This is a genomic window from Streptomyces sp. BA2, assembly GCF_009769735.1.
In the GTDB taxonomy this organism is placed as follows: domain Bacteria; phylum Actinomycetota; class Actinomycetes; order Streptomycetales; family Streptomycetaceae; genus Streptomyces.
Map to the genome: position 1 here is coordinate 8,823,214 of NZ_WSRO01000002.1, position 22,136 is coordinate 8,845,349.

General features: G+C 69.1%; 23 protein-coding genes. 15 read left to right on the forward strand and 8 right to left on the reverse strand.

Features of this window, described 5'->3' with window-relative positions:
- Positions 1 to 100: 100 nt before the first annotated feature.
- Positions 101 to 754 carry a YceI family protein gene (locus E5671_RS42235; RefSeq protein WP_160509488.1) on the reverse strand — a complete coding sequence of 218 codons (654 nt, stop codon included), beginning with the start codon at positions 752 to 754 and terminating at the stop codon, positions 101 to 103.
- Positions 755 to 1,059: 305 nt separating this feature from the next.
- Between E5671_RS42235 and E5671_RS45630 the strand changes: the two genes are divergently transcribed.
- On the forward strand, positions 1,060 to 1,215 hold the full coding sequence (locus E5671_RS45630; RefSeq protein ID WP_202121469.1) for a DUF6131 family protein: 156 nt from the start codon (positions 1,060 to 1,062) through the stop codon (positions 1,213 to 1,215).
- 181 nt (positions 1,216 to 1,396) lie between these two features.
- Positions 1,397 to 2,608, forward strand: a complete 1,212-nt coding sequence (locus tag E5671_RS42240) for an FUSC family protein (protein WP_160509489.1) — start codon at positions 1,397 to 1,399, stop codon at positions 2,606 to 2,608.
- 12 nt (positions 2,609 to 2,620) lie between these two features.
- On the opposite strand, the gene E5671_RS47175 is transcribed toward E5671_RS42240, so the two are convergent.
- On the reverse strand, positions 2,621 to 2,749 hold the full coding sequence (locus tag E5671_RS47175; protein ID WP_272902850.1) for an LPFR motif small protein: 129 nt from the start codon (positions 2,747 to 2,749) through the stop codon (positions 2,621 to 2,623).
- A 214-nt stretch (positions 2,750 to 2,963) separates the two neighbouring features.
- On the opposite strand from E5671_RS47175, the gene E5671_RS42245 reads away from it, so the two are divergent.
- The 3 genes from E5671_RS42245 to E5671_RS42255 all read left to right on the forward strand — a co-directional run bounded on the left by E5671_RS42245 (position 2,964) and on the right by E5671_RS42255 (position 5,257).
- Positions 2,964 to 3,563: a flavodoxin family protein gene (locus E5671_RS42245; protein ID WP_160509490.1), complete on the forward strand. Its 600-nt coding sequence runs from the start codon at positions 2,964 to 2,966 to the stop codon at positions 3,561 to 3,563.
- Positions 3,564 to 3,657: 94 nt separating this feature from the next.
- The gene (locus tag E5671_RS42250; protein ID WP_202121470.1) at positions 3,658 to 4,911 is read left to right on the forward strand and encodes a cation:proton antiporter; all 1,254 of its coding nucleotides are present in this window, start codon (positions 3,658 to 3,660) and stop codon (positions 4,909 to 4,911) included.
- Between the two features lie 85 nt (positions 4,912 to 4,996).
- The gene (locus E5671_RS42255; RefSeq protein ID WP_160509491.1) at positions 4,997 to 5,257 is read left to right on the forward strand and encodes a GlsB/YeaQ/YmgE family stress response membrane protein; all 261 of its coding nucleotides are present in this window, start codon (positions 4,997 to 4,999) and stop codon (positions 5,255 to 5,257) included.
- Positions 5,258 to 5,313: 56 nt separating this feature from the next.
- Here the strand turns inward: E5671_RS42255 and E5671_RS42260 are convergent, their stop codons facing one another.
- Positions 5,314 to 6,060: a restriction endonuclease gene (locus tag E5671_RS42260; protein WP_202121471.1), complete on the reverse strand. Its 747-nt coding sequence runs from the start codon at positions 6,058 to 6,060 to the stop codon at positions 5,314 to 5,316.
- A 172-nt stretch (positions 6,061 to 6,232) separates the two neighbouring features.
- On the opposite strand from E5671_RS42260, the gene ku reads away from it, so the two are divergent.
- From ku to E5671_RS42275, 3 genes are all read left to right on the forward strand, one after another.
- Positions 6,233 to 7,216: a non-homologous end joining protein Ku gene (gene ku, locus E5671_RS42265; RefSeq protein WP_160509492.1), complete on the forward strand. Its 984-nt coding sequence runs from the start codon at positions 6,233 to 6,235 to the stop codon at positions 7,214 to 7,216.
- Positions 7,217 to 7,412: 196 nt separating this feature from the next.
- Positions 7,413 to 8,090 carry an SAM-dependent methyltransferase gene (locus tag E5671_RS42270; protein ID WP_160509493.1) on the forward strand — a complete coding sequence of 226 codons (678 nt, stop codon included), beginning with the start codon at positions 7,413 to 7,415 and terminating at the stop codon, positions 8,088 to 8,090.
- On the forward strand, positions 8,087 to 8,572 hold the full coding sequence (locus tag E5671_RS42275; RefSeq protein WP_160509494.1) for a DinB family protein: 486 nt from the start codon (positions 8,087 to 8,089) through the stop codon (positions 8,570 to 8,572). The genes E5671_RS42270 and E5671_RS42275 overlap by 4 nt, the downstream gene beginning before the upstream one ends.
- A 4-nt stretch (positions 8,573 to 8,576) precedes the next feature.
- On the opposite strand, the gene E5671_RS42280 is transcribed toward E5671_RS42275, so the two are convergent.
- Entirely contained in the window at positions 8,577 to 9,863 is a 1,287-nt protein-coding gene (locus E5671_RS42280; protein ID WP_160509495.1) for a phosphatase PAP2 family protein, read from the reverse strand.
- Between the two features lie 366 nt (positions 9,864 to 10,229).
- On the opposite strand from E5671_RS42280, the gene E5671_RS42285 reads away from it, so the two are divergent.
- Positions 10,230 to 11,366, forward strand: a complete 1,137-nt coding sequence (locus E5671_RS42285) for a PQQ-dependent sugar dehydrogenase (RefSeq protein ID WP_160509496.1) — start codon at positions 10,230 to 10,232, stop codon at positions 11,364 to 11,366.
- 155 nt (positions 11,367 to 11,521) lie between these two features.
- Positions 11,522 to 12,187 carry a histidine phosphatase family protein gene (locus E5671_RS42290; protein ID WP_160509497.1) on the forward strand — a complete coding sequence of 222 codons (666 nt, stop codon included), beginning with the start codon at positions 11,522 to 11,524 and terminating at the stop codon, positions 12,185 to 12,187.
- Between the two features lie 93 nt (positions 12,188 to 12,280).
- On the opposite strand, the gene E5671_RS42295 is transcribed toward E5671_RS42290, so the two are convergent.
- The gene (locus E5671_RS42295; protein ID WP_160509498.1) at positions 12,281 to 12,904 is read right to left on the reverse strand and encodes a DJ-1/PfpI family protein; all 624 of its coding nucleotides are present in this window, start codon (positions 12,902 to 12,904) and stop codon (positions 12,281 to 12,283) included.
- Between the two features lie 115 nt (positions 12,905 to 13,019).
- Between E5671_RS42295 and E5671_RS42300 the strand changes: the two genes are divergently transcribed.
- Entirely contained in the window at positions 13,020 to 14,357 is a 1,338-nt protein-coding gene (locus E5671_RS42300; protein WP_160509499.1) for an aminotransferase-like domain-containing protein, read from the forward strand.
- Between the two features lie 55 nt (positions 14,358 to 14,412).
- Here E5671_RS42300 and E5671_RS42305 read toward each other — a convergent pair whose 3' ends face one another.
- Positions 14,413 to 15,285, reverse strand: coding sequence for a class I SAM-dependent methyltransferase (locus E5671_RS42305; protein WP_160509500.1), 873 nt, complete (start codon positions 15,283 to 15,285; stop codon positions 14,413 to 14,415).
- Between the two features lie 182 nt (positions 15,286 to 15,467).
- Entirely contained in the window at positions 15,468 to 16,058 is a 591-nt protein-coding gene (locus E5671_RS42310) for a helix-turn-helix domain-containing protein (protein WP_160509501.1), read from the reverse strand.
- A gap of 129 nt (positions 16,059 to 16,187) precedes the next feature.
- On the opposite strand from E5671_RS42310, the gene E5671_RS42315 reads away from it, so the two are divergent.
- The 4 genes from E5671_RS42315 to E5671_RS42330 all read left to right on the forward strand — a co-directional run bounded on the left by E5671_RS42315 (position 16,188) and on the right by E5671_RS42330 (position 21,004).
- Positions 16,188 to 17,222, forward strand: coding sequence for an NAD(P)/FAD-dependent oxidoreductase (locus tag E5671_RS42315; protein WP_160510783.1), 1,035 nt, complete (start codon positions 16,188 to 16,190; stop codon positions 17,220 to 17,222).
- 415 nt (positions 17,223 to 17,637) lie between these two features.
- Complete coding sequence (locus E5671_RS42320) at positions 17,638 to 18,501, forward strand: class I SAM-dependent methyltransferase (RefSeq protein WP_160509502.1); 864 nt, start codon at positions 17,638 to 17,640, stop codon at positions 18,499 to 18,501.
- Entirely contained in the window at positions 18,498 to 19,181 is a 684-nt protein-coding gene (locus E5671_RS42325; RefSeq protein WP_160509503.1) for a GNAT family N-acetyltransferase, read from the forward strand. Before E5671_RS42320 ends, E5671_RS42325 begins: the two co-directional genes overlap by 4 nt.
- 152 nt (positions 19,182 to 19,333) lie before the next feature.
- Positions 19,334 to 21,004 (forward strand): PucR family transcriptional regulator, encoded by a 1,671-nt coding sequence (locus E5671_RS42330; protein WP_336606001.1) that lies wholly within the window; start codon positions 19,334 to 19,336, stop codon positions 21,002 to 21,004.
- A 25-nt stretch (positions 21,005 to 21,029) separates the two neighbouring features.
- Here the strand turns inward: E5671_RS42330 and menC are convergent, their stop codons facing one another.
- Positions 21,030 to 22,130, reverse strand: a complete 1,101-nt coding sequence (gene menC / locus E5671_RS42335; RefSeq protein ID WP_160509504.1) for an o-succinylbenzoate synthase — start codon at positions 22,128 to 22,130, stop codon at positions 21,030 to 21,032.
- Positions 22,131 to 22,136 lie beyond the last annotated feature (6 nt).

Here is a 22,136-nt window from a genome sequence, read left to right on the forward strand (position 1 = left end):
CAAGGTAGTGCGGTGCCGTGACGGGGGACAAGCACACAGGAGGGTGTGCAGCCCCGTCGGCCACGGCACCAGCTCCCGCCGCGCGGCCCTTCGCCGAGTGCTACTCCAGCGCCGTGGCGCGGATCGCGGAGATGTCGAACTGCAGCCGGACCTTCTCGCTCACCATGGCGCCACCCGTCTCCAGACGCTGGTTGTAGACCAGGCCCCAGTCGGTGCGGTCGATGGTGGTGGTGCCGTCGAAGCCGGCCCTCTCGAAGCCGAACGGGTCCACGACCGAGCCGAGGTAGTCGAGCTGCAGCTCCACGGGCCGGGCGACGCCGCGGATGGTCAGCTCCCCGGCCATCCGGAAGGTCTCCCCGCCCTCATGGACCGTGGAGGTGCTGCGGAACGACATCTCCGGGTGGCGGCGCGCGTCGAAGAAGTCGCCGCCGACGAGGTGGGCGTCCCGCTGCTCCACGCCCGTGTCGACGCTGTCGACCCGGATGACGATCTCGGCCCGCGACTCGGAGGGCCGGGCACCGTCGAAGTACAGCGTGCTGTCGTAGTCCCCGAAGGCACCCCGCACCGTCGTGACCATCGCGTGCCGCACGGAGAATCCGATACGGCTGTGCGGGCGGTCGATGGTCCACTCCCCGGTCAGCGCACGGAGCGCCGGGTCGAGTGCGGCACCGGCGGCTGCCGAGAAGGGCGTGCTGCGGCCGACCGCCGGTATCGGCTCGAGGGTCGGGGTCTGGCGACGGCTGAAGATACCCATGATGTCGCGTCGTCTCCTTCGGATTTGATCACTCCGTGTTATCACGTCGACGGCAGGCGCCACCCAGCAAGATGGGCGGTCTCGTCCGGGTTCTCCGCCGCGGACTGCAAAGATGCACAAGATCGGCACGGATGTGGATGCACGGTTGGATCGCCTCGCATCACGCACCGTCACATCAGGGCCGAATAGCGCGCCGGTCAGGTTTTGCCGGGCCGCTCAAGGGGACTCAACGGGAACGACGCCGGAGGCTGTCATCGGCATTCAAAAGGCGCATACTTGAAATAATTCTGAGGGTCGGAGGCGAAATGATCGCACTCGGAATCATCCTGCTCATCATCGGCCTTATCGCCGGGATCTCCATCCTGTGGACCATCGGCGTCATCCTCGTCGTCGTAGGTGTGGTCCTGTGGCTTCTCGGTTCTGTCGGTCACGCGGTGGGCGGGCGAAAGCATTACTGGTAGGCGCAGCGGCACCGGCCACCCCTCGCAAGCGCAACCATCCTGGCGTTTGCACGGGTAACGGCTTTCCTTGACGTGCCTCCCGGGGCCCCGGGCCCTCTGGCGGCCCGAAGTCCGCATGCGGACGGCTCCTCCGGGTAGCAGGCTGAACTCGATCACCTGCTGGACGGAATGGAGTCGGTGCATGGCCGGCAAGGGCGGAGGGCAGCGGGCGGAAACCGCCGCCCAGGGGTGGTTCGACCGTGTGCGCCAATGGTGGCGGCGGGCCTGGGAAACACCGGCCTACGAGCGCCACACCCTGCTTCTGGTCCTCAAGAGCACGTTGGCGGCGACTCTGGCCTGGATGGTCTCGTACTACGCGCTCGACGCGCCGTCACCGGCGTTCGCGCCGTTCTCCGCGGTGCTGATCATGCAGGTGACGGTGTACCAGTCGCTGTTGCAGTCGCTGCGCTACCTGGGAGCGGTGGCGGTCGGCGTGGCGATGGTGGCCGGCCTGGGGTTCCTGGGCGGCCCCGACCTGCTCACCTTCGTGCTGGTGGCGCTGGTGGGCCTGTCCATCGGACGGTGGCCCCCACTCGGTGCACAAGGACCGCAGGTCGCCACCGCGGCGTTCTTCGCCTTCTCCACCTACGCCGCCGCTACCTCCGCCACCGAGAAGATCACGCAGCTCGGGCAGATCATCCTGCTGGTCCTCATCGGCTGCGGCATCGGCGTCGTCGTCAACGTGACGGTGGCCCCGCCGATGCGGTACCGCAGCGCCGAGTACGGGATCCGCTCGCTCTCCACCGCTCTGGGCGAGCTGGTCAGCGACATGCATCCGGTGCTGCGCGAGGGCGAGTTGGACGAGGAGCGCTGCAGGCAGTGGCGCCGGCGGGCCGAGCAGACCGGAGGCCAGATCACGCAGGCGCGGGAGGGTTTCCGTACGGCCGAGGAGAGTCTCTACTTCAACCCTCGCCGACTGCTGGGCAGGCACCGGGGCAGGGCCTCGTTCGAGGGGTACGGAGCGGTGCTCGGAGCCCTCGAACGTTCGCTGTACCAAGTGGCGTCACTGACGCGCAGCCTCCACCAGTGGCAGGAAGAGGAAGGGTCCCGGCACGACGACCGGGCCTTCCTCGAAAGCTACGCCGACTTCCTCGAATCCCTCGCGAACATCGGCCAGGTGCTCGGCGAGCTGGACGAGGACTCCCTCGCCGAGCAGGCCCGCCAGCTGTGCCGGCTGGCCGAAGAGGCCCAGGGCTGCTGCCGGAACGTGACCGACGGAGCGAGCCGGGCCGGCCTTCCGCTGGCCGACCCGACCCGTCCGTACGGCGTCCTTGTCGTGGAGTCCACCCGGCTCATGGAGGAGTTCCAGCACGCCTGTGACGTGCTCCAACGGCACGTCGACCAAGAGGCGTGACAGGCCCTGCGGTCAGTGGTGGCCGTGGGCGCTCGAGGAAGCCCCGCCGAAGAGCCGCGCGAGGGCGCGGAAGGGAAGCGTGACCACCGTGGCAATGGCTCCACCGATGGCTCGGAGCACATCTGCAATGGCCTTCAGCATGACGGACCTCCAGAGAACGTCTTTACTTGCTCACTTGCTCGTCGTCAGTTCGTTAACTGCTGCACAGCTTGTCGATTACCGGTTTCCCTGTGAGCGGCGACGAAAACATGGAGCCCTTACCTGCGGTTTCTTTCGCAGGTGCTTGATTAGGTTTGATCCAATCGGGAACGCCTCCCAGGGATACGACCCCCGCCGCTGACGAATGGAGCTCCGTATGCGCGCGCTGTCCTTGGTATGCACGCTGAATTCCTCGCCCACCTCATCCAGCAGCCACACACTCTCCGATCAGGTCATGGCCGAATTCGACAAGCTGGGCGTCGAGGTCGAGACGGTCCGGGTGGCCGACCATGACATCCACGCCGGTGTCGCCGTCGACCTGGGCAGTGGTGACGCCTGGCCCGCCCTGCGCGAGAAGGTGCTGGGCGCCGACATCCTGCTGCTGGCCACGCCGATCTGGCTGGGCCACCCGTCGAGCGTCTGCCAGCGAGTCCTTGAGCGTCTGAACGCGGACATGTCGGAGACCGACGACACGGGCCGGCCCCTCATGTACGGGAAGGTCGCGGCGGTGGCCGTGGTCGGCAACGAGGACGGCGCCCACAACGTGAGCGCGGACGTCTTCCAGGCCTGCAACGACCTCGGCTTCTCGCTGGCGCCCCACGCGGTCACCTACTGGGTGGGCGAGGCGAAACAGGGCACCGACTACCAGGACCTGGACGAGACCCCCGAGGCCGTCGCCTCCGCCACGCACGCCCTCGCCGTCAACGCCTTCCACCTGGCCGAGCTGCTCGGCCGACAGCCCTACCCGGCACCCTGACGTCCTTCACCGGACGACCGGCGGCATACGGCACGGCCCAAGTGGGGCAGGCGTCGGAGGGACAGGAGATGACCACGAGGACGGGTGCCGGTAGATGGACGTGAGTGCTGCGGACGTCGGATACGCCTGCATGGGGATCGGCGCCTTGCTCGCCGCGGTGCTGCCCAGGCTGGTGGCGCGACAGCCCATGTCGATGCCGATGGTCTTCCTGGCCGTCGGCTTCCTCGTCTATCTGCTGCCGACCGGGCTTCCCGACCTCGACCCCTATCAGCACAGGGCGTGGCTGGAGCACCTCACCGAGGTCTGCGTCATCGTGGCCCTGATGGGCGCGGGTCTTGCGATCAACCGGCCGTTCGGCCGACGCTCCTGGGCCACCGCATGGCGCCTCCTTGGCATCACGATGCCCCTCACCGTCGTGGCCACCGCCCTCGTCGCCTGGGGCCTCGTGGGCTGGCCGCCGGCCGTCGCCCTGCTCCTTGGCGCCGTGCTCGCCCCCACCGACCCCGTGCTGGCGGCGGAGGTACGGGTCGGTGAGCCGACCGACGCCGAGAACGACGAGGATGAGGTGCGCTTCGCCCTCACCGGGGAAGCAGGCCTCAACGACGGTCTCGCCTTCCCGCTGGTCCTGGCCGCCCTCGCCATGTTCGCGGCCTCGGAAACGGGCTGGTCCGGCGCGTGGGTGGGCCACTGGCTGTGGAGCGACGTGATCGTACGCGTCACGGTCGGGGTGGCGGTCGGCCTGCTGGTCGGCCGACTGCTCGGCTGGATGTTCTTCCGGGCCGGCTGGGAAGCGCTCCGGCTGTCCGAGCACAGGGAAGGGTTCGTCGCGCTTGCGGCGACCTTCATCTCGTACGGCCTCACGGAAGTGCTGCACGGCTACGGCTTCCTCGCCGTGTTCACGACGGCCTGCGCGATCCGGGCCGCCGAGCGCGCCCACGGATACCAACGGGTGATGCACGCCTTCATGGAACAGGTGGAGAGGCTCCTCACGGCCGGTGTGCTGCTCCTCATCGGCGGGTTCATCGCCTGCGGCGGGCTTTCCGCGCTCTCCTGGGGCAGCGCGGTGACGGCCGTCCTGGTGCTGCTCGTGATCCGTCCGCTCACCGGCTGGATCGCCCAGCTGCGGGGGAGGACGACCCCGCGGGAACGCGTGGTGACCTCCTTCTTCGGCATCCGGGGGATCGGGTCCGTCTTCTACCTCGCGTACGCCCTGGGAGAGGGGGATCTCAAGGCGTTCCAGGAGGAGTTGTGGGCGGTGGTGACGTTCATCGTCCTGCTGTCGGTGATGCTGCACGGGGCCGCGGCCTCGCCCGTGCTCAGGCGCCTGGACAGAGTCGGCTACCGCTGACGCCGTGGCGTGACGGGGGAGCGGTGCCTATTCGCCCGGCCCACGGGCACTCGGTTGGTGACAGGATGCCGACCAAGGGGAAATCATGGAGATTTCGGGCCTCATCAGTGCTGTGGTGATCGGAATTGTCATCGGGATTCTGGGGCGACTCGTCGTTCCCGGACGACAGCGCATCGGCATTCTCTGGACACTCGTCGTCGGCATCGTGGCGGCGTTGGTCGGGACGGCCATCGCGGCGGGTCTGGACGTGGCGAACACCGACGGCGTGGACTGGATCGAATGGCTCATCCAGATCGCCCTCGCGGCGCTGGGCGTTGCCGCGCTGAGCAAGGTGAAGCTGCGCTGAGCAGGTGAAGCTGCGCCGAGCGTCGATGCGGAGCAGGCCCGCATGCTTCTCCCCGGTCAGGGCTCGACGCCCGCTGCCTCCCAGGGCCTTGGGCCGGTGCCGTCGAGCCAGGCGTGCAGGTCTGCGCCGTTCACGCACACGATGCCGCACTGCTGCGCGTACTCGAGGGCGGGAGCGGTGAAGTCGCTCGTCGTGACGAGCGCCGCGATGTCGGCGTCGTGGACGGTGAAGCATGTCCCGCCGAAGCGCTGCAGTTCCTGCGAGCCGACCTTGTTGTCGTCACCGTAACGCTTGCACTGGATGACGACGCGGAGCCCGTCGGAGGTGACCGCCATGACGTCCGCGCCCAAGTCGCGGGCGCCTCCCACCACTTCCACCTCCCGGCAGTCGTCGCGGGCGCACAGGTCGGCTATGGCGTGCTCGAAACCGTCGGGGTCGAGTTCGGCGTAGTCGTCCGGAGGGTCAAGGACGGTGGTGGCCTCCTCACCCTCTTCGCCGCCCAACTCCCGCTCGGCGGAGGCCCTTTCGGCGGCATCTTCCAGCGCCTCGGCGGCACGACGCGCATACCTCGCGGCGGAGAAGCGGCGCCATCTGGACCGGCACAGGGGCGCGGCCGCGATGCCCATCACGATGAGGGAGCCGGCCCACACAGGGCGGCTTTCGACGATGCTTGCCGCAGTGCGGACCACGAACACGAGGACGCACAGGATGATCGCCAGCAGGGCGAAGAACAAGGCGGTCGCGCGCAGATTGAAGCGCCGCCCACGGTCCATACGTCGAACCGGGCGCGAAGGTGCGGTCATTGGACTCCCTTACGGAGCTTACGGAGGGCGACAATGAAGATCACTTGTCTCCGTGTGCCCAAGATCGACGACCTCAAGATCGCTCACCGTAATGACTTCGGGTGCGCTCCACATGCCGTGGGCAGGAGTCACTCCTAGTCTGGTGTTCTCGGGGCTGTCACGGAGGTACCGCATGCCCCGCCCCGTCTGGTCCGGCGCGATCTCTTTCGGCCTGGTCACGATCCCGATCAAGGTTCTGTCGGCCACCGAGAACCACAGCATCAGCTTCCACCAGTACCACCTCGAGGACATGGGCCGGGTCCGCACGCGGAAGATCTGCGATCTCGACGGCAAGCAGCTCACGAACGCCGAGATCGGCAAGGGATTCGAGGTCAGCAAGGACACGATCGTCGCGGTCACCGACGAAGAGCTCGACGAGATGCCGCTCCCGACCGCGAAGGCGATCGAGATCGCCGGATTCGTGCCCTATGAATCGATCGATCCCATCCGGATCGGCGAGGGGTACTACCTCCAGGCCGACGGGCAGGTGGCGAACAAGCCCTACACGCTCCTTCGCAAGGCCCTCGAACGGAACAGCAAGGCCGCCGTCGCCAAGTTCGCGTGGCACGGGCGTGAGCGGCTCGGCCTGCTGCGCGTACAGGACGACGTGATCCTGCTGCACGCCATGAAGTGGGACGACGAAGTCCGCGATCCCGAGGAGCTGGCTCCCAAGGCTATGGAGCTGGACGACGACGAGATCGACCGGGCGATCCTCCTCATCGATTCCATGACCACGGACGGTATCGCCGACCAGGACTGGGCCACGGACCGCTACACCGCAGCCCTTGAGCAGGTCATCGAGGCGAAGGCCGAGGGGAAGCAGCCGCCCAAACCGGACGAGGAGGAAGCGCGGGGCGGGCAGGTTCTCGACCTGATGGACGCGCTGCAAGAGTCCGTACAGAAGGCCAAGTCGGCCCGCGGCGAGACCGGCAAGGACGCCACCGTCCACGAGATGCCGCGGAAGAAGACGGCGGCCAAAAAGGCCGCGAAGAAGACGACGGCCAAGACGTCCGCGGCGAAGAAGACCGCCGGCAAGAAGACGGCAGGCACAAAGTCGACCGCCAAGAAGACGGCCGAGAAGAAGACAGCCGCGAGGAAGCCGCGGCGCACGGCCTGAGCCGTCTGCCCCGGAACCTGAGGCGCTGCGCGTCGCGGCTTGCTGTGCCGTGTGGAGCTGCTCGCCCCGAAGATTGCGGATCCGCAATTTCTATTGCAAGGGGGGAAAGGTGCTGCCGATGCTGTCGGTACATCACCGGCGTCGAAGCGCGCATCGAATCGCGCTCGGCACGCCGGCCGACGAAGGGGCGACCCCGATGGATTCCACCCGAAGCCCACGACCCATGGCCGATGCCGCCGACGCGGACGCGGACGCCGAGCTCTTCTGGGAACGGCACTACCGCTCCCGGCGCCCCGGGGCCGCACGCGTCACCCCGCTGCTCGCCGAGACCGCCTCACCTCTGTTCCCCGGCGCCGCGCTGGATCTGGGCTGCGGCGCGGGCGGGGACACCATCTGGCTCGCCCAGCGGGGCTGGCAGGTCACCGCCGTGGACATCTCCACCACCGCCGTCGAACGGGTACGGGAACGCGCCGGTGAGCTCGGCCTCGCGGAACGGGTCTCCACCGAACAGCACGATCTGGCCGACAGCTTCCCGGCAGGGCGGTTCGATCTCGTATCCGCCCAGTACTTCCACACCCCGCTCCAGCTGTCCCGCGGCCGAGTCCTTGGCACCGCGGCGAAGGCCTTGCGGCCCGGTGGTCTCCTGCTGATCGTCGACCACGGTTCCACCGCGCCCTGGTCCTGGAACCAGGACCCCGGCATCCACTACCCCACACCCACCGAGACGGCCGCCGAACTGGATCTCGACCCGGCGCACTGGTCCGTCCTGCGCGCCGACATGCCGCGCCGCCGGGCGACCGGCCCCGCCGGTGAGGCCGCCACCGTGATCGACAACGTCCTGCTCGTCCAGCTGACCTCCGGGACCGGCGGATGACCGCCGGACGTCGCGACACCGGGCCTCCGCGGACCGGCGCCGACGAGAAGGCCACCTTGCGGGGTTTCCTCGACTATCTGCGGCGCTCGGTCGCGGACAAGGTCGTGGGCGTGCCGGAACCGGAGATCCGGAAGGGCGGAGTGCCCTCGGGCACCAGCCTTCTCGGGCTGGTCAAGCATCTGACGTGCGTCGAACGGTTCTACTTCCTCGGTGAGGAAGTCGGCGACTGGCCGGCGAGCATGCGGCCGTCCGCGGAGGACTCCGTCGACGGCGTGCTCGCCGACTACCGGACGACGGTCGAGCGAGCGAACCAGGTCATCGACGCCTGCGCGGACCTGGCCCTTCCCGCCCCGCGAGCTCCGCGCCGAGGAGCCGCGCCATCGATGCGATGGGTCCTGGTGCACATGATCGAAGAGACCGGCCGGCACGCCGGCCACGCCGACATCCTCCGCGAGCGGATCGACGGATCCACCGGCCGCTGACTCCTCAGACCAACTCCGGTTGGGGTTCCGGTTGCTGCGCCGGCACGGCCTTCGGCTCCCACAGTTTCGTGGTCCGCACATAGCCCTGGACCACGGAGATCATCGCCAGGACGAGAAGCGGTCCGAACACCCACGGGTGTTTGGCCATGTGCATCGGCAGAAAGCGGTACGACACAAGGAGCAGCGCGAAAACCGTCGTGCCGTAAGCGACCAGCTGGATTCCCGCCCGGTCCCAGCCGCGGTCGAGCGAGCGCAGCGCCGCGTCGATCGTGAACGCGAAGACCACACCGGCGATGATGTCCACGCCGTAGTGGTACCCGAATCCCAGCGTCGCGCCGAGCGTGGCTATCAGCCAGAAGACGCCCGCGTATCGCAGAATCCGTGGGCCCTTGCGGGAATGAATGAAGATCGTGGTCGCCCACGCCGTGTGCAGGCTCGGCATGCAGTTGCGCGGAGTGATCTCGTCGAACGGCATCGACTGCGGGGTGCTGATCGGCGGCACCGTGTGCGGCCAGAGGTTGGCCAGCGCCCACTGCTCGCCACCGGTACCGAAGGCGCCGTTCCCGTAGGTGAAGATCGGTCCGACCACCGGGAAGATCATGTAGATGGCCGGCCCCAGCAGGCCGATGACCAGAAACGTACGCACCAGATGATGGCCGGGGAAGCGCCGCTCGACCGCCACATTGCGCAACTGGTACAGCGCGACGATGACCGCGGCCACCGCGAGCTGGATGTAGACGTAGTCGAGAACATGCTCGCCGACCGGGCCGGTCGCCGAGACCATCCTCCCCACCAGCCACGAGGGGTTGCCCAGCGCGTGATCGGCGGTGGCCACGTACTGATCGAGCACCGCGGGGCGGGTCTTGGACGTGATGAGCAGCCAGGTGTCGCCCGTCTTGCGGCCGGCCACGAGGAGCAGACTCAGCCCGACGCCCTTCAGCAGCAGGACACGTTCCTGGCCGGTGCGGCGTGTGACGGCGAGGACCGCACAGCCCAGGATCACCCACAACGCGCCGTTGCCGAACATCATTTCGGCGTCGAGAGCCCACCGCACCAGGAAGAAGACGACGTCGATCCCGACCGCGACCCCCACCGCGATGAACCGTTGCCGCCAGGTGAACACCACCATCATCAACGCCATGCCGGCGTACAGCAGCGGCCCCGACTTAGGGGCGAAGATCACCTCGCGCGCCTGGTTGGTGATGGGCCCCGCCACGCCGTAGTGGCGCGCGGCTATCTCCAGCGCGACGAGGAATCCGAGGGCCACCACGGCCGCCGCGGTCCACAGCATCGCCCGTGGCCGTCGCCACGCCGCGAGCACTGCTCTGTAGTTAATTCGCGAAGAATTTCGTGATGCTATAGGTATCAATTGTTTTGGCCGATTTGTTAGTTGTGGTTAATAGCTCACTCTTCGTGCTAGATGGCGTGGTTTTCGGGTGATGTATGAGCGATCAGGGCACTCGTCGTGAGTTCGATCATGTTAGCGGAGCGTTGCGGATGAGTTTCGCCCCGCGGAACACTTCGTCAGCTCTGGCTACAAGTACACAAAGCTGGGCGGTGTCTTGGTCTATACCAGCAACCCCGGCCCCAGTATCCTCATGCGTGGCCAGTAGCACACCGCTCCCACCCAGGCTTTGCCGCCTCCAGGAGGATCACGGTGAAAGTTCGCACGAGAAGCTCGGCGATCGTCGGCACCCTCTGCCTCGTGGCTTCCCTCGCCTTGGCCACTGCGTCCGCCGACGAGCCCGCCTCCCCACGGCAGGCTCCGGCGGTCGCGCTCAAGAAGGTGACCACGGCCACGAATCCGACCGCCGGAACCGCCGGTCCCGGCGGCGCGGTCTGGTTGGCCGAACGCGCGGGAACCGTACGGGTATTGGGCCGCCATGGGCTCGGCAAGCCCGTCCTCGACATATCCAAAGAGACCACCACCGACGGGGAACGCGGGCTGTTGGGCATCGCGTTCGACAAGAAGTTCGCGCACTTCTATATCTCGTACACGAACCTCGAAGGCACCAGCACCGTGGACGAGTTCGCCGTGCGGCACGGCAAGATCCGGCCCGACACCCGGCGCACCGTCCTCACTCAGACGCAGCCCTATCCGAACCACAACGGCGGCGACATCAAGATCGGCCCCGACGGCTACCTCTACATCGCGTTCGGCGACGGCGGCGCGGGCGGTGACCCGCACGGCAACGGTCAGAACCTCGACACACTGCTCGGCAAGCTGCTGCGGATCGACCCGAGAGGCGGCAAGCCGTACGCGATCCCGCCGGACAACCCGTTCGTGGGCGACCCGAAGGCCAAGGACGAGATCTGGGCGTACGGGCTGCGCAACCCGTGGCGGTTCTCCTTCGACGCGGGCACGGGCGACCTGCTGATCGGTGACGTCGGGCAGAGCGCCTGGGAGGAGATCGACTGGGCGCCGGCGAACAGCAAGGGCGGCGAGAACTACGGCTGGTCCCAGATGGAGGGCACCCACCCCTTCCGGGACGGCACGGAGCCCGCGAACCACGTGCCGCCGGTCCACGAGTACGACCGCAACGGCCTGGGCTGCTCGGTGACCGGCGGATACGTCTACCGAGGCAAGGCGATCCCGGACCTCAAGGGCCAGTACGTGTTCAGCGACTACTGCGACGGCACCGTCCGCGCCCTGCAGATGGAGAACGGCAAGGTGACCGGCGTCAGCGACCTCGGCGTCAACGGCGGGGAGGTCGTCTCCTTCGTGCAGGGCGGCAATGGCGAGCTGTACGTGCTCGACATAGGCGGCAGCGTCTACCGGATCGCCCCGGCGTAACGACTGCCGGCGTCGGTGGGGCAGCGGCCCCACCGACGCCATGCACGCAAGGCGATGGGGGTGAGGTCACCCGGCCGGCCGTGCGCTGGGGCTGAGGCACTGGTGGCAGAGTGGAAGAGGTTGTTCCGTCGCCGCCCAGGGAAGGTAGTCCCCGCATGCGCCTGCTGCTCATACGCCATGGCCAGACCCCGTCCAACCTCAAGCACCTCCTGGACACCGGGGTACCGGGCCCGGGGCTGACGCCGCTGGGGCAGGACCAGGCGGCCGCGGTGCCGGAGGCATTGGCGGCGGAGAAGATCGATGCCCTGTACGTGTCCACACTGCTGCGCACCCAGTTGACCGCCGCGCCCCTGGCCGCCGCGACAGGCCTGGAGGCCCGGATCCGGGACGGGATCCGCGAGCTGGCCGCCGGGGACCTGGAGATGCGGGGCGACGAGGAGGCCGCCGCCGTCTACATGGGCACCGCCTTCGCCTGGGCCGGGGGCGACACCGAACGCCGGATGCCCGGGGGTGAGAACGGCGTGGAGGCCCTGGGGCGCTTCGACGCCGTCGTCGCCGAGGCGGCCGCTACGGGAGCGGAGACGGTGGCGATGGTCAGCCACGGCGCCGTGATCCGTACGTGGGTGGCAGCCCGGGCGGACAACGTCGACGTGGCGTACGCGTCGGGTCATCCGCTGCGCAACACGGGCGTGGTGATCCTCGACGGCTCGCCCGACGAGGGCTGGCGGGCCCTGGTGTGGGAGGGGCGCCCGCTTGGCCCGGAGCCGGAGTCGCCCGAGGACAGCGGTCCGGCGGGAGAGGTCACCGTTCCGGTGGCGTGAGGCGCACAGGACACTCGCGGGCGAGGCTTCCTGCTGGATGGACTGCTGGATGGACTGCTGGATGGGCCCGTTTCCGTCCGGAAGCGGGTCTGTTCAGACGACTGCCGGTGCGGGAGCGGGCAGGTAGGGAGTGATGTTGCGCCAGGCGCGCTCGATGTACTCCTCCTTCTCGCCGACCGGGGCGACATAGTGCAGCGCGCTCTCGGCGGCGTCGTTGCCCTCGAGGCGGGCGATGATCCAGGCCGCGAGGTAGTGCGAGGCCAGACAGCCGCCGGCGGTGGCGATGTTGTCCTTGGCGTAGAAGGGCTGGTTGAGCACCTCGACGCCGGCGGCGACGACCCAGGGCTTGGTGGTCAGGTCCGTACAGGCGGGGACGTCGTTGAGCAGGCCGAGCTTGGCCAGCACGAGCGCGCCGGAGCACTGTGCCGCGATGAGTTGGCGCGAGGGGTCCAGGCGGCGAAGGACGTTCATGATCGCCGGGTCTTCGACCACCTCGCGGGTGGCGATGCCGCTGCCGACGATGACCGCGTCAGCGGCGCACGCCTCCTCAAGGGAGGACATCTGCTCGATGACCACCCCGTTCATCGAGGTCACCTTGGCGCTGGGGGTGGCGATGGTGACGCGCCAGTCATCGGTCTTGATGCGGTTGAGCACACCGAGCGCGATCAGGGAGTCGAGTTCGTTGTAGCCCTCGAAAGTGAGGATGGCGATGTGCACGGCGGCTGTCCTTCCGGGTGAGTGGATCCCGGTGAGTGATCCGGGTGAGTGGATCTTGACCGTAAGGACCCGTGGACAGGACAGTCAAAGAATTGTCATGCATACAATCCGGTGCATGGCAGCCTCGCGGTACAAAAAGCTGGTCGACGCGCTCGCATCCGACATACGGACCGGGCGGCTCGCCGCGGGTGTGCGGCTGCCGACACACCGCGCCCTCGCCGGCCGTGAGGGCATCGCCGTGGTGACCGCGACTCGGGTGTACGCCGAGCTGGAAGCGATGGGTCTGGTGAGCCGGGAACAGGGCCGCGGTACGTTCGTGCGTGACATCGCGGTTCCCGCCGGTCACGGCATCGATCAGCAGGTCGTCGCCGCGGATGCGGTCGACCTCAACTTCAACTGTCCGTCGCTGCCGGGGCAAGCCGATCTCCTGCGGCAGGCCCTGCGAGAGGTGGCCACCTCTGGTGATCTCGACTCGCTGCTGCGCTACCAACCACACCGAGGGCGCCCCCAGGACAGAGCCTCGATCGCACGGCACCTGCGGCGCCGGGGAATCACCACCGACGCGGAGCGGATCCTAGTCGTCAACGGTGCGCAGCACGGCCTGGCCATCAGCGTCATGGCCGCGCTCAACGCCGGCGACGTCGTCGCGGTCGACGCACTCACCTACCCGGGTCTCAAGGTGCTCGCGCATGCCTCTCATCTCGACCTGGCACCCATCCCCGTAACCGCCGACGGACCGGATCTCGATGCCCTCGAGAAGCTGTGCGCCACCCGCCCCGTGCGCGCGATCTACACCATGCCCACCTTGCACAACCCTCTGGGCTGGGTCATGCCGGAAACGGACCGAGCGCGCCTGATCGAGATCGCTCGACAGCACGGTCCGCTCATCATCGAAGACGCCTCCTACGCCTACCTGGCCGAGGACCCTCCACCGCCTCTGGTCGCGAGCGCGCCGGACATCACCGTCTACGTCTCGGGACTGTCCAAGAGCGTCGCCACCGGCCTGCGGGTCGGCTTCGTCGTCGCCCCGCCATCCGTGGTGCCCTCGCTCGAACGCGCGATCAGGGCGACGACCTGGAACACCCCGGCCCTCACCACCGCGATCGCCTGCCGCTGGCTCGACGACGGCACGGTGGACCATTTGGAAGCGCAGAAACGACAGGACGCCAAGGCCCGCCAAGCGCTCGCCGGACAAGAGCTGGCGGGCCTGCCGCTCATCGGCCACACCTCGTCCTACTTCACCTGGCTGCCGCTGCCCGACGACGCACGCGCCGATCGCCTGACCGCCACCCTCGCGCGTCAGCACATCTCGGTATCCACGGCCGAACCGTTCACCACCTCGGCGCACACACCGCAGGCGATCCGCCTCGCTCTGGGCTCGACCGATATGGACAGTCTCCGGTCGACGCTGCGAACAGTGCGACGCGTCGCTGTCGAGGACGCCTACATGTGAACTCCCTCCGATCAGCCGTGCGCGCGCGGTCCGCGCGGACCCGCTGCCGCTGAGGTCAGAATCGCCGCGCGGCCCATACGGAGCGTTCGGTGCGGACCGCCAGGTCGCCGCGGCGCAGGATGCTGAGCGGGCTCTCGGTGTCGAGCAGTTGGTCGAGCGAGCCGAGGTCCTCGGCGGGAAGGGCGTGGGCGGCGCCGGCGCGCAGGCGCTTCAGGCTGCTGAGCGCGTAGCGGCCGACCGCCGTGCTGCGGGAGCCGTCGACGTTCACGGTGATCAGGCGCTCGCCCTCGACGGTGAACCCGGCGGCTGCCAGTTTGGGGCCCCAGTCGGCGCCGCGGTGGGACACGTGCTCGGCTTCGTGGTGTGCGAGGGCGGCGTGGCAGCGTTCTTCGAGGCCGGGCCGGTCCGCCGGAGCGTCGGCGGGCAGGAAGCGCGGGAAGCCGGCCAGCTCGACGACGGCGAACAGGCCGCCGGGCGCGAGCAGGTGGTGGACCTTGCGCAGGGCGCCGTCGGGGTCGGCCATGTGGTGCATCGACGCCGACGCCCACACCAGCTCGGGCCGGCCGAGGCCGGGCCAGTCCGCGTCGAGATCGGCCGACACCGTGCGCACCCGGTCGGCCACCCCGAGCTCTTCGGCCTTCGCTCGGAGGCGGTGCAGGTGGTCGGCCGACGCGTCCACGGCGGTGACCTCCGCCTCGGGGAAGCGCGCGAGCAGGGCGAACGTACCCGCCCCGGTCCCGCATCCCAGGTCCACGACGTGGCGCGGCGCCTTCTCGATGGGCAGCCATGCGGTGATGGACGCGATGTGCTCGGAGAGCACCTCCGCGTCCAGATCGAGGATCTCCGCCTGGTTGCCGGCGTCCGGCTCATGGCGGGGGTGGTGGTCGGTGCCGTGGTGGCCGGTGTGCGAGGAAGTGTCGTGGGTCATGCCGGGGACGCTAAGCCGGTCATGCCGTCGCGGCATTATGAATCCCGGGGTGCGCAAGAAGATGGCCCGCTGCACTGCCGCAGGCGCAACCAACTGCACTGCCGCGGGCGCAACCAGTTGCTCCGCCGCGGGCGCAACCATCTGTTCTGCCGCCGGCCCAACCGACTGGAGGTCGCGTCACGTCACTGGCTTGCCTGGCCGCTCTCGTCCTTGCCCTCACGCTGATGTCCGCGGCGGGCGTCGCGGTCGAAGATGCCGAGGATCTCGCACGGCCCGCCCTCGGCGCCGATGGCGTGGGGGAGCATCGTGGGGAACTCCGCGGCCTGGTTGGTCTCCACGCGCAAGCGCCTGTTGCCCAGCAGCAGGACCGCCGTGCCGGACAGCACGACGAGCCATTCGCGGCCGGGGTGCGCACGCATGCGTGAGGGGCTGTCGGGCGGCGGGTTCGTCATCCGCTGGCGTACGACGCTCATGCCGGGCTCCGCCTTGATCGGCCAGCGCATGAGTCCATGGGCCGCGTCGATCGCCGGGCTGGTGATGACGTCGTCGGTGGCCGTCTCGACGAGCTGGTCCAGGGAGGTGTCCAGGGCCCGGGCGAGAGTGACGAGCTGGTCCAGAGCCAGGCGGCGCCGGCCGTTCTCGATGCGGCTGAGCGTGGACTGGCTGAGCGAGGCGCGGGTGGCCAGTTCTTCCAGGGACCAGCCCTGCGCCACCCGCAGGGCCCGGATCCGTTTGCGTACCAGGCTGTCCATCTCGCCATTGTCTTGCGTCATAGGCAACATCATATGCCTAGCTCGCAAGCCGCGCTTATCGTCGTGAACGCATCCCCGAACCGCTGGGGACTGGTGTGAAGGACATGAAGGAAAGGGCGTGACGCCATGACTGAGACCCCTGTGGCCCCCATGGACACTGCGACTGCTGTGGCCAGTGCTGCGTATTCGACTGACAAGCTGCCGGGGGAGACCGTCGATGCCGTGGTGATCGGCGGCGGCGCCGCGGGCCTGAACGGCGCGCTGATGCTCGCCCGCTCCCGCCGTGCGGTCGTCGTGATCGACAGCGGCACCCCGCGCAACGCCCCCGCCGACGGCGTGCACGGCTTGCTCGGCCTGGACGGCACCCCGCCGGCCGAACTGCTGCGGAGGGGGCGCGAAGAGGTGCGCCGTTACGGCGGCCTTGTCGTGAACGGGAAAGTGGCCTCCGCCGCCCCGGCTGCCCCGACCGCCCTCTCCGCCGAGGGGGATCCGCGCTTCACGGTCACCCTCACCGACGGCAGTGCTCTGTCGGCGCGGCGGCTGCTCGTCGCCACTGGTCTGCGCGACGTCCTGCCCGACGTCCGCGGGCTCGCCGAGCACTGGGGGCACGGGGTGGTGCACTGCCCGTACTGCCACGGCTGGGAGGTGCGCGACGAACCCATCGGGATCATTGCCGTCGGCCCGGCCTCCGTCCATCACGCGCTGCTGTTCCGCCAGTTGACCGACGACCTCGTCTACTTCACCCGCGGCACCGATCTCGACGAGGACACCCGCGCGCGCTTCGCCGCTCGCGGCATCCGCGTCGTCGACACCCCGGTGACCGAGGTCGTCACCGCGGAGGAGGGCGGCATCGCGGGCGTACGCCTGAGCGACGGACAGCTGGAGCGCCGGAGTGTCCTGGCTGTCGCCACCTCCATGCAGGCCCGTACCGAGGGTCTGGATCAACTGCGGCTGCCGATGCGGGACTTGCCCGGCGGGATGGGCCGCCACTTCGCCACCGGCATGGCCGGCACCACCGAAGTGCCGGGGGTGTGGGTGGCCGGCAACGCAACCGACCTGGCCGCCCAGGTCGGCGCCTCCGCCGCGGCCGGGGCGCTCGCAGGAGCCCACATGAATGCCGACCTGGCCGCCGCCGACACCGAGGCGGCCCTCGCCGCCACGCAGCGAGGCACCACCGCCGCCTGAGCCTTGGAGAGCCGGACTGCTCCTGCCGCTCGGCGGCCTGACCGTCTTCGGCGTCGCCAATTTGGCGGCCGGACTCGCCTCGTCGGCCGAAGTGATGCTCGGCGGACGCCTGTTGAGCGGCATCGGCGCGGCGCTGCAGGAGGGCCCGAGCGGGGCTGGGCCGCCCCGGCGACTGGCAATGACGTCACACGGGAGTTCGGCACCGCGCTCGGCGTCGCCCAGCTCGGCGCGCTGCTCTCGTCGGGCTACCGCAGCGCCATCGGGGTGTTGAGGCGGGTCAACATGGCGCCGCAGTAGACAGCACAAGACCGGGAGCGGGGCCCACCGTAGGAAATCCCAACTGAAGGAGTGATCTATGTGCTCGCAGGAGTGACGCTCCTTGCTGGGGCGCCGGGAGTGTTGTGACCATCGCCGGATGAACGGACAGAAGCGGAAGGCCGAGTTGGATGGCGTCGCCGAGACGACGCTATGGACGTTGCACCACCGCGCTCTGGCCGCGAAGGACCCTGGCTCGGCACTGCGGGACCCCAAGGCGATCGAGGTGATCGACGCCGTCGACTACCCCTTCGAGGGACGGTTCGGGACCGGCAACTGGGGCTACGCCCAAGGAATGGCGGTACGGGCGCGCTGTTACGACCGCGAGGTGCGACGTTTCCTCAGGGACCATCCGGACGGCACGGTCGTCTCGCTCGGGGAGGGTCTGGAGACGCAGTTCTGGCGGGTGGACAACGGCAGGGTGCGCTGGCTCGGGGTCGACCTGCCCGAGGTCGCGGCGCTGCGCCGGCGGCTGTTGCCGGACGCGCCACGCCACCGCACACTGCCCTGTTCGGCCACCGACACACGGTGGATGGACGAGGTCGATGCCTCGCGCGGGGTGCTGATCATCGCCCAGGGGATGCTGATGTATCTTCCGCGCGATGCGGTTCACCGCCTCATCGAGGGGTGCGCCGCCCGATTCCCCGGAGCGGAGCTGGTCTTCGACACCCCGCCTGCCTGGATGGCCGCCCGCACCGTACGGGGTCGGTGGAAGTACCCCGCGGGGTACCGTCCGCCGCCGATGCTCTGGGGGATGACACCGGCGGAACAGCGGAAGCTGCGCGCGGTGCACCCGAACATCTCCGCCGTGCGAGCGGTTCGCGAACCACGGGGCCGGGGCTTCCTCTGCGGGTGGGTCCTGCCCCTGGCCAACTTTCTTCCTGCGATCCGTGCGCGGAAGCCACTCTGGGTCACGCGCGTGTCGTTCGGCCTGACGAAACATCACCAAGGAGTCAACAGATGACGGATCGCCTCGAAGCCGAGCGGGAGAAGGCCCACCTGTGGCCTCCGCGAGAATCGCGGGCGCGGGTCGAAGAACGGCCGCCGCGCGCGTCGGAGCAGCGTGCGGTTCTCATCGAAGGCACCACGCTGCGACTGCGGGAGTTCCTGCCCAGCGACGTCGAGGGGGTACTCGGCATCTTCGGCGACCCCCGTACGACCCGCGAGTTCGGCATGCCGCCCTTTCGGCGCTCCGACGCCGCAGCGCTCGTCGAGCAGGCCAGGGCAGGCGCCCGGCGGACTCCTCGAACGCACTACCGCCTTGGCGTCAGCGAGATCGCCACGGGCGAGCTGATCGGCTCGGCGAAGCTGATCGTCGAGGACCAGTCGGGCGAGGGCGGGATGGTCCGCGTCGGCTACCGCAGCGCGGAGGTGGGTCTGGCTCTGCGCGCCGACCGGGTGAGCGTCGGCCACAGCGTCGAGATCGGCTTCCTGCTCGGCATCCTGGGCTTCGACCGGCTCGGCCTGCACCGCGTCTGGTCGGGATTCATGCCGTCGAACGTCGCCGCGCAGCGGGCCATCGAGAAGGCGGGCATGGTTCGGGAGGGGCGGCTGCGCCACTACGGCCATGTGGACGGGGTGTGGCACGACATCGTTCAGTACTCGATTCTCGAGGACGACTGGAAGGCTCTGCGCGGCCGCTGAGCGAGGCTGCTGAGCGCGGGGGCAACGAGCGGCCGCCGCACGGCGTCGTCGACTGCCCGTTGACTGCGCGTTCGTACGCCGCGACGAGTTCCTCTCCCCAGCTTGTGTCCCCGTACGAACGTCAGTGATAGTCACCCTCTTAGCCTGAGGTGGTGATCAGTGACGTGCCGATGAACCTTCGCACCAGTCTTGCCCGTGTGCTCGAGGACTTCAGTCCTGCCTTGCTCGATCTCGTACACGGCAGCCCCGAGCTGACTGATCCGACTGAGCTGACCGACGAGGTCGGCGGGGTCGTCATCCACGACCCGGGGGACGTGGTCGCGTACCCGCCGCGCGCCATGGTGCTCGGCGTCGGCGTCTACGGGACGGCGGAGACCGCCCGGCTCATGCACGAGCTGGGCGAGCACGGTGCGGCCGCCCTGGTGGTGCGCGGCCCGGTGGAGCGGGACGAGGCGCTGGCCGCGGCGTCGGCGGCCTCGGGGGTGGTCCTGATCAGCTTGACGCGGGGCGCCTCGTGGTCGCAGCTGACGGAGCTCCTGCGGACGCTGCTCACCGAGGGGGATGTCGGTGACGCGGGGGTTGAGTCACTCGGAGGTGTCCCTTCCGGTGATTTGTTCGCGCTGGCCAACGCCGTCGCGACGCTGCTGGACGCGCCGATCACGATCGAGGACCGTCGCCAGCGCATCCTGGCCTTCTCGGGCCGTCAGGACGAGGCGGACCAGTCGCGCGTCGCCACGATCCTGGCCCGCCAGGTGCCGGACGGATACCTGCGGATCCTGGAGAGCCGCGGAGTCTTCAGCGAGCTGTACCGCAGTGACCGCCCCGTGCACATCGCTCCGGCCACGGTCGAGGAAGGGGAGACGGCCATCCCGCGGGTGGCCGTCGCGGTGCGCGCCGGGGACGAGTTCCTGGGATCGGTGTGGGCCGCGGTCGAGGAGCCGTTGACCCCCGATCGTGAGCAAGCGTTCCAGGACGCGGCGAAGCTCGTCGCACTGCACCTGCTGCGCCACCGGGCGGGCGCCGACGCAGGGAACCGGCTCAGGGCCGACCTCGTGAGCACGGTCCTCGAGGGCGGTACGGGTGCGGTGGACGCCCTGGACCGGCTCGGCCTGGTGAACGAGCCCACGGTGGTGATGGCCATGGGCCTCGCCGGGGAGAAGGGTGATCATGCCCAGCTGACGGCGGAACGGCAGCGGCTGACCAGCGCCCTGGGCATCCACCTCAACGCGGTGCAGCCGCGGTCGGCTCTCGCGCTCCTCGGCGACGTGGCCTACGCCGTCGTTCCGGTGCCCGCGGACCCGGTGGCCGGCCGCGAACGGGCGGTGCAGATCGCCGCCAACTTCCTGGAGCGTGCCGGCAAGCGGGCGCAGGTGGTGATCGGCATCGGGTCGGTGGCGACCGACCCGTCGGCGCTGGGCCGGTCGCGCACCAGGGCGGACCGCGCGCTGCGTGTCCTGATGAGTGACCTGGGCAGCAGGCGGGTGGCCTCGATCGGCGACGTATACATCGACGCGCTGCTCCTGGACCTGCGCGACCTGGCCGCGGTGCAGGGGGATGAGCTGCTCAGCCCGGTGGCCCGCCTTGTGGAGTACGACACCAGGCATCGCTCGCACCTGGTCGAGACGCTGCGCGCGTGGCTGGACGCGTTCGGCGACATCATCGCCGCGTCGGCGAACGTCTTCGTCCACCCCAATACCTTCCGCTACCGCATCCGCCGGGTCGCCGAGGTGGCCCAGGTCGACCTCCAGGAACCCTCGGTGCGTTTCGCCCTCATGCTGCAGCTGCGGTTGATGCCTCCTGCGGGCACGGTCACGCAGGAGTGAGACGGGTCAGAGCCTGACGCCCGGCCTACAGCTGGATCCACTCCTTGGCCGTGGTCACCCGATCCAGGATCTCGTCGACCGGCTCGACACCGAGCCCCGGCCCGGTGGGGACGTCGAGATGACCGTCGGTGAGTTCGAAGGGCTCGGTGACGTCCGTGGCGAAGTAACGGCTCGAACCGGAAGTGTCGCCGGGCAGGGTGAAGCCGGGCAGTGCGGCCAGGGCTACGTTGGCGGCGCGGCCGATTCCGGTTTCCAGCATGCCTCCGCACCACACGGGGACGCCGTGGGCCACGCACAGGTCATGGATGGCCTTGGCTTCCAGGTAGCCGCCGACCCGGCCCGGCTTGATGTTGATGATCGAGCCGGCGCCCAGGGTGATGGCCGCGGCGGCGTCCTCGGCGGACTCGATGGACTCGTCCAGGCACACGGGCGTACGCAGCTGCTTGGCGAGCGCGGCGTGCTGGACCAGGTCGTCGTCGGCCAGTGGCTGCTCGATGAGCAGGAGGTCGAAGGCGTCGAGCTTGGCGAGCTGACGAGCGTCGGCCAGGGTGTAGGCGGCATTGGCGTCCACCTGGAGCAGCAGGTCGTCGCCGAACCGCTCCCGCACCGCGCGGACCGGTGCGATGTCCCAGCCCGGCTCGATCTTGAGCTTGATGCGTACGTAGCCTTCGTCGATGAAACCGCCGACCGCGTCGAGGAGTTCGGGCACCGAGTCCATGATGCCGACCGAGACACCGCACGGAACGCGCTCGCGCTCGGCACCGAGGAAGGAGCCGAAGGACTGGCCGGCTGCGCGCAGTTGGGCGTCGAGTACGGCGGTCTCCAGCGCCGCCTTGGCCATCTTGTGGCCCTTGAACGGCTTCATGGCGCGCTTGACCGCGTGAGCGTCCGCCACGGCGGGCAGCGCCGGGATCAGGAAGCGGCGCAGCACGTCGGCCGCCCCGTCGACGTATTCGGAGCAGTAGCGCGGTTCGGACATGGCGACGCACTCGCCCCAGCCCTCGCTGTCGGGCGTGACCACGCGGACGAGCAGGACGTCGCGTGCGGTCTCGACGCCGAAAGAAGTCCGGAACGGTGCCCGCAGGGGCATCGCGATCCGGCGCAGTTCAATTCCGTTGATCTTCATGCTGCT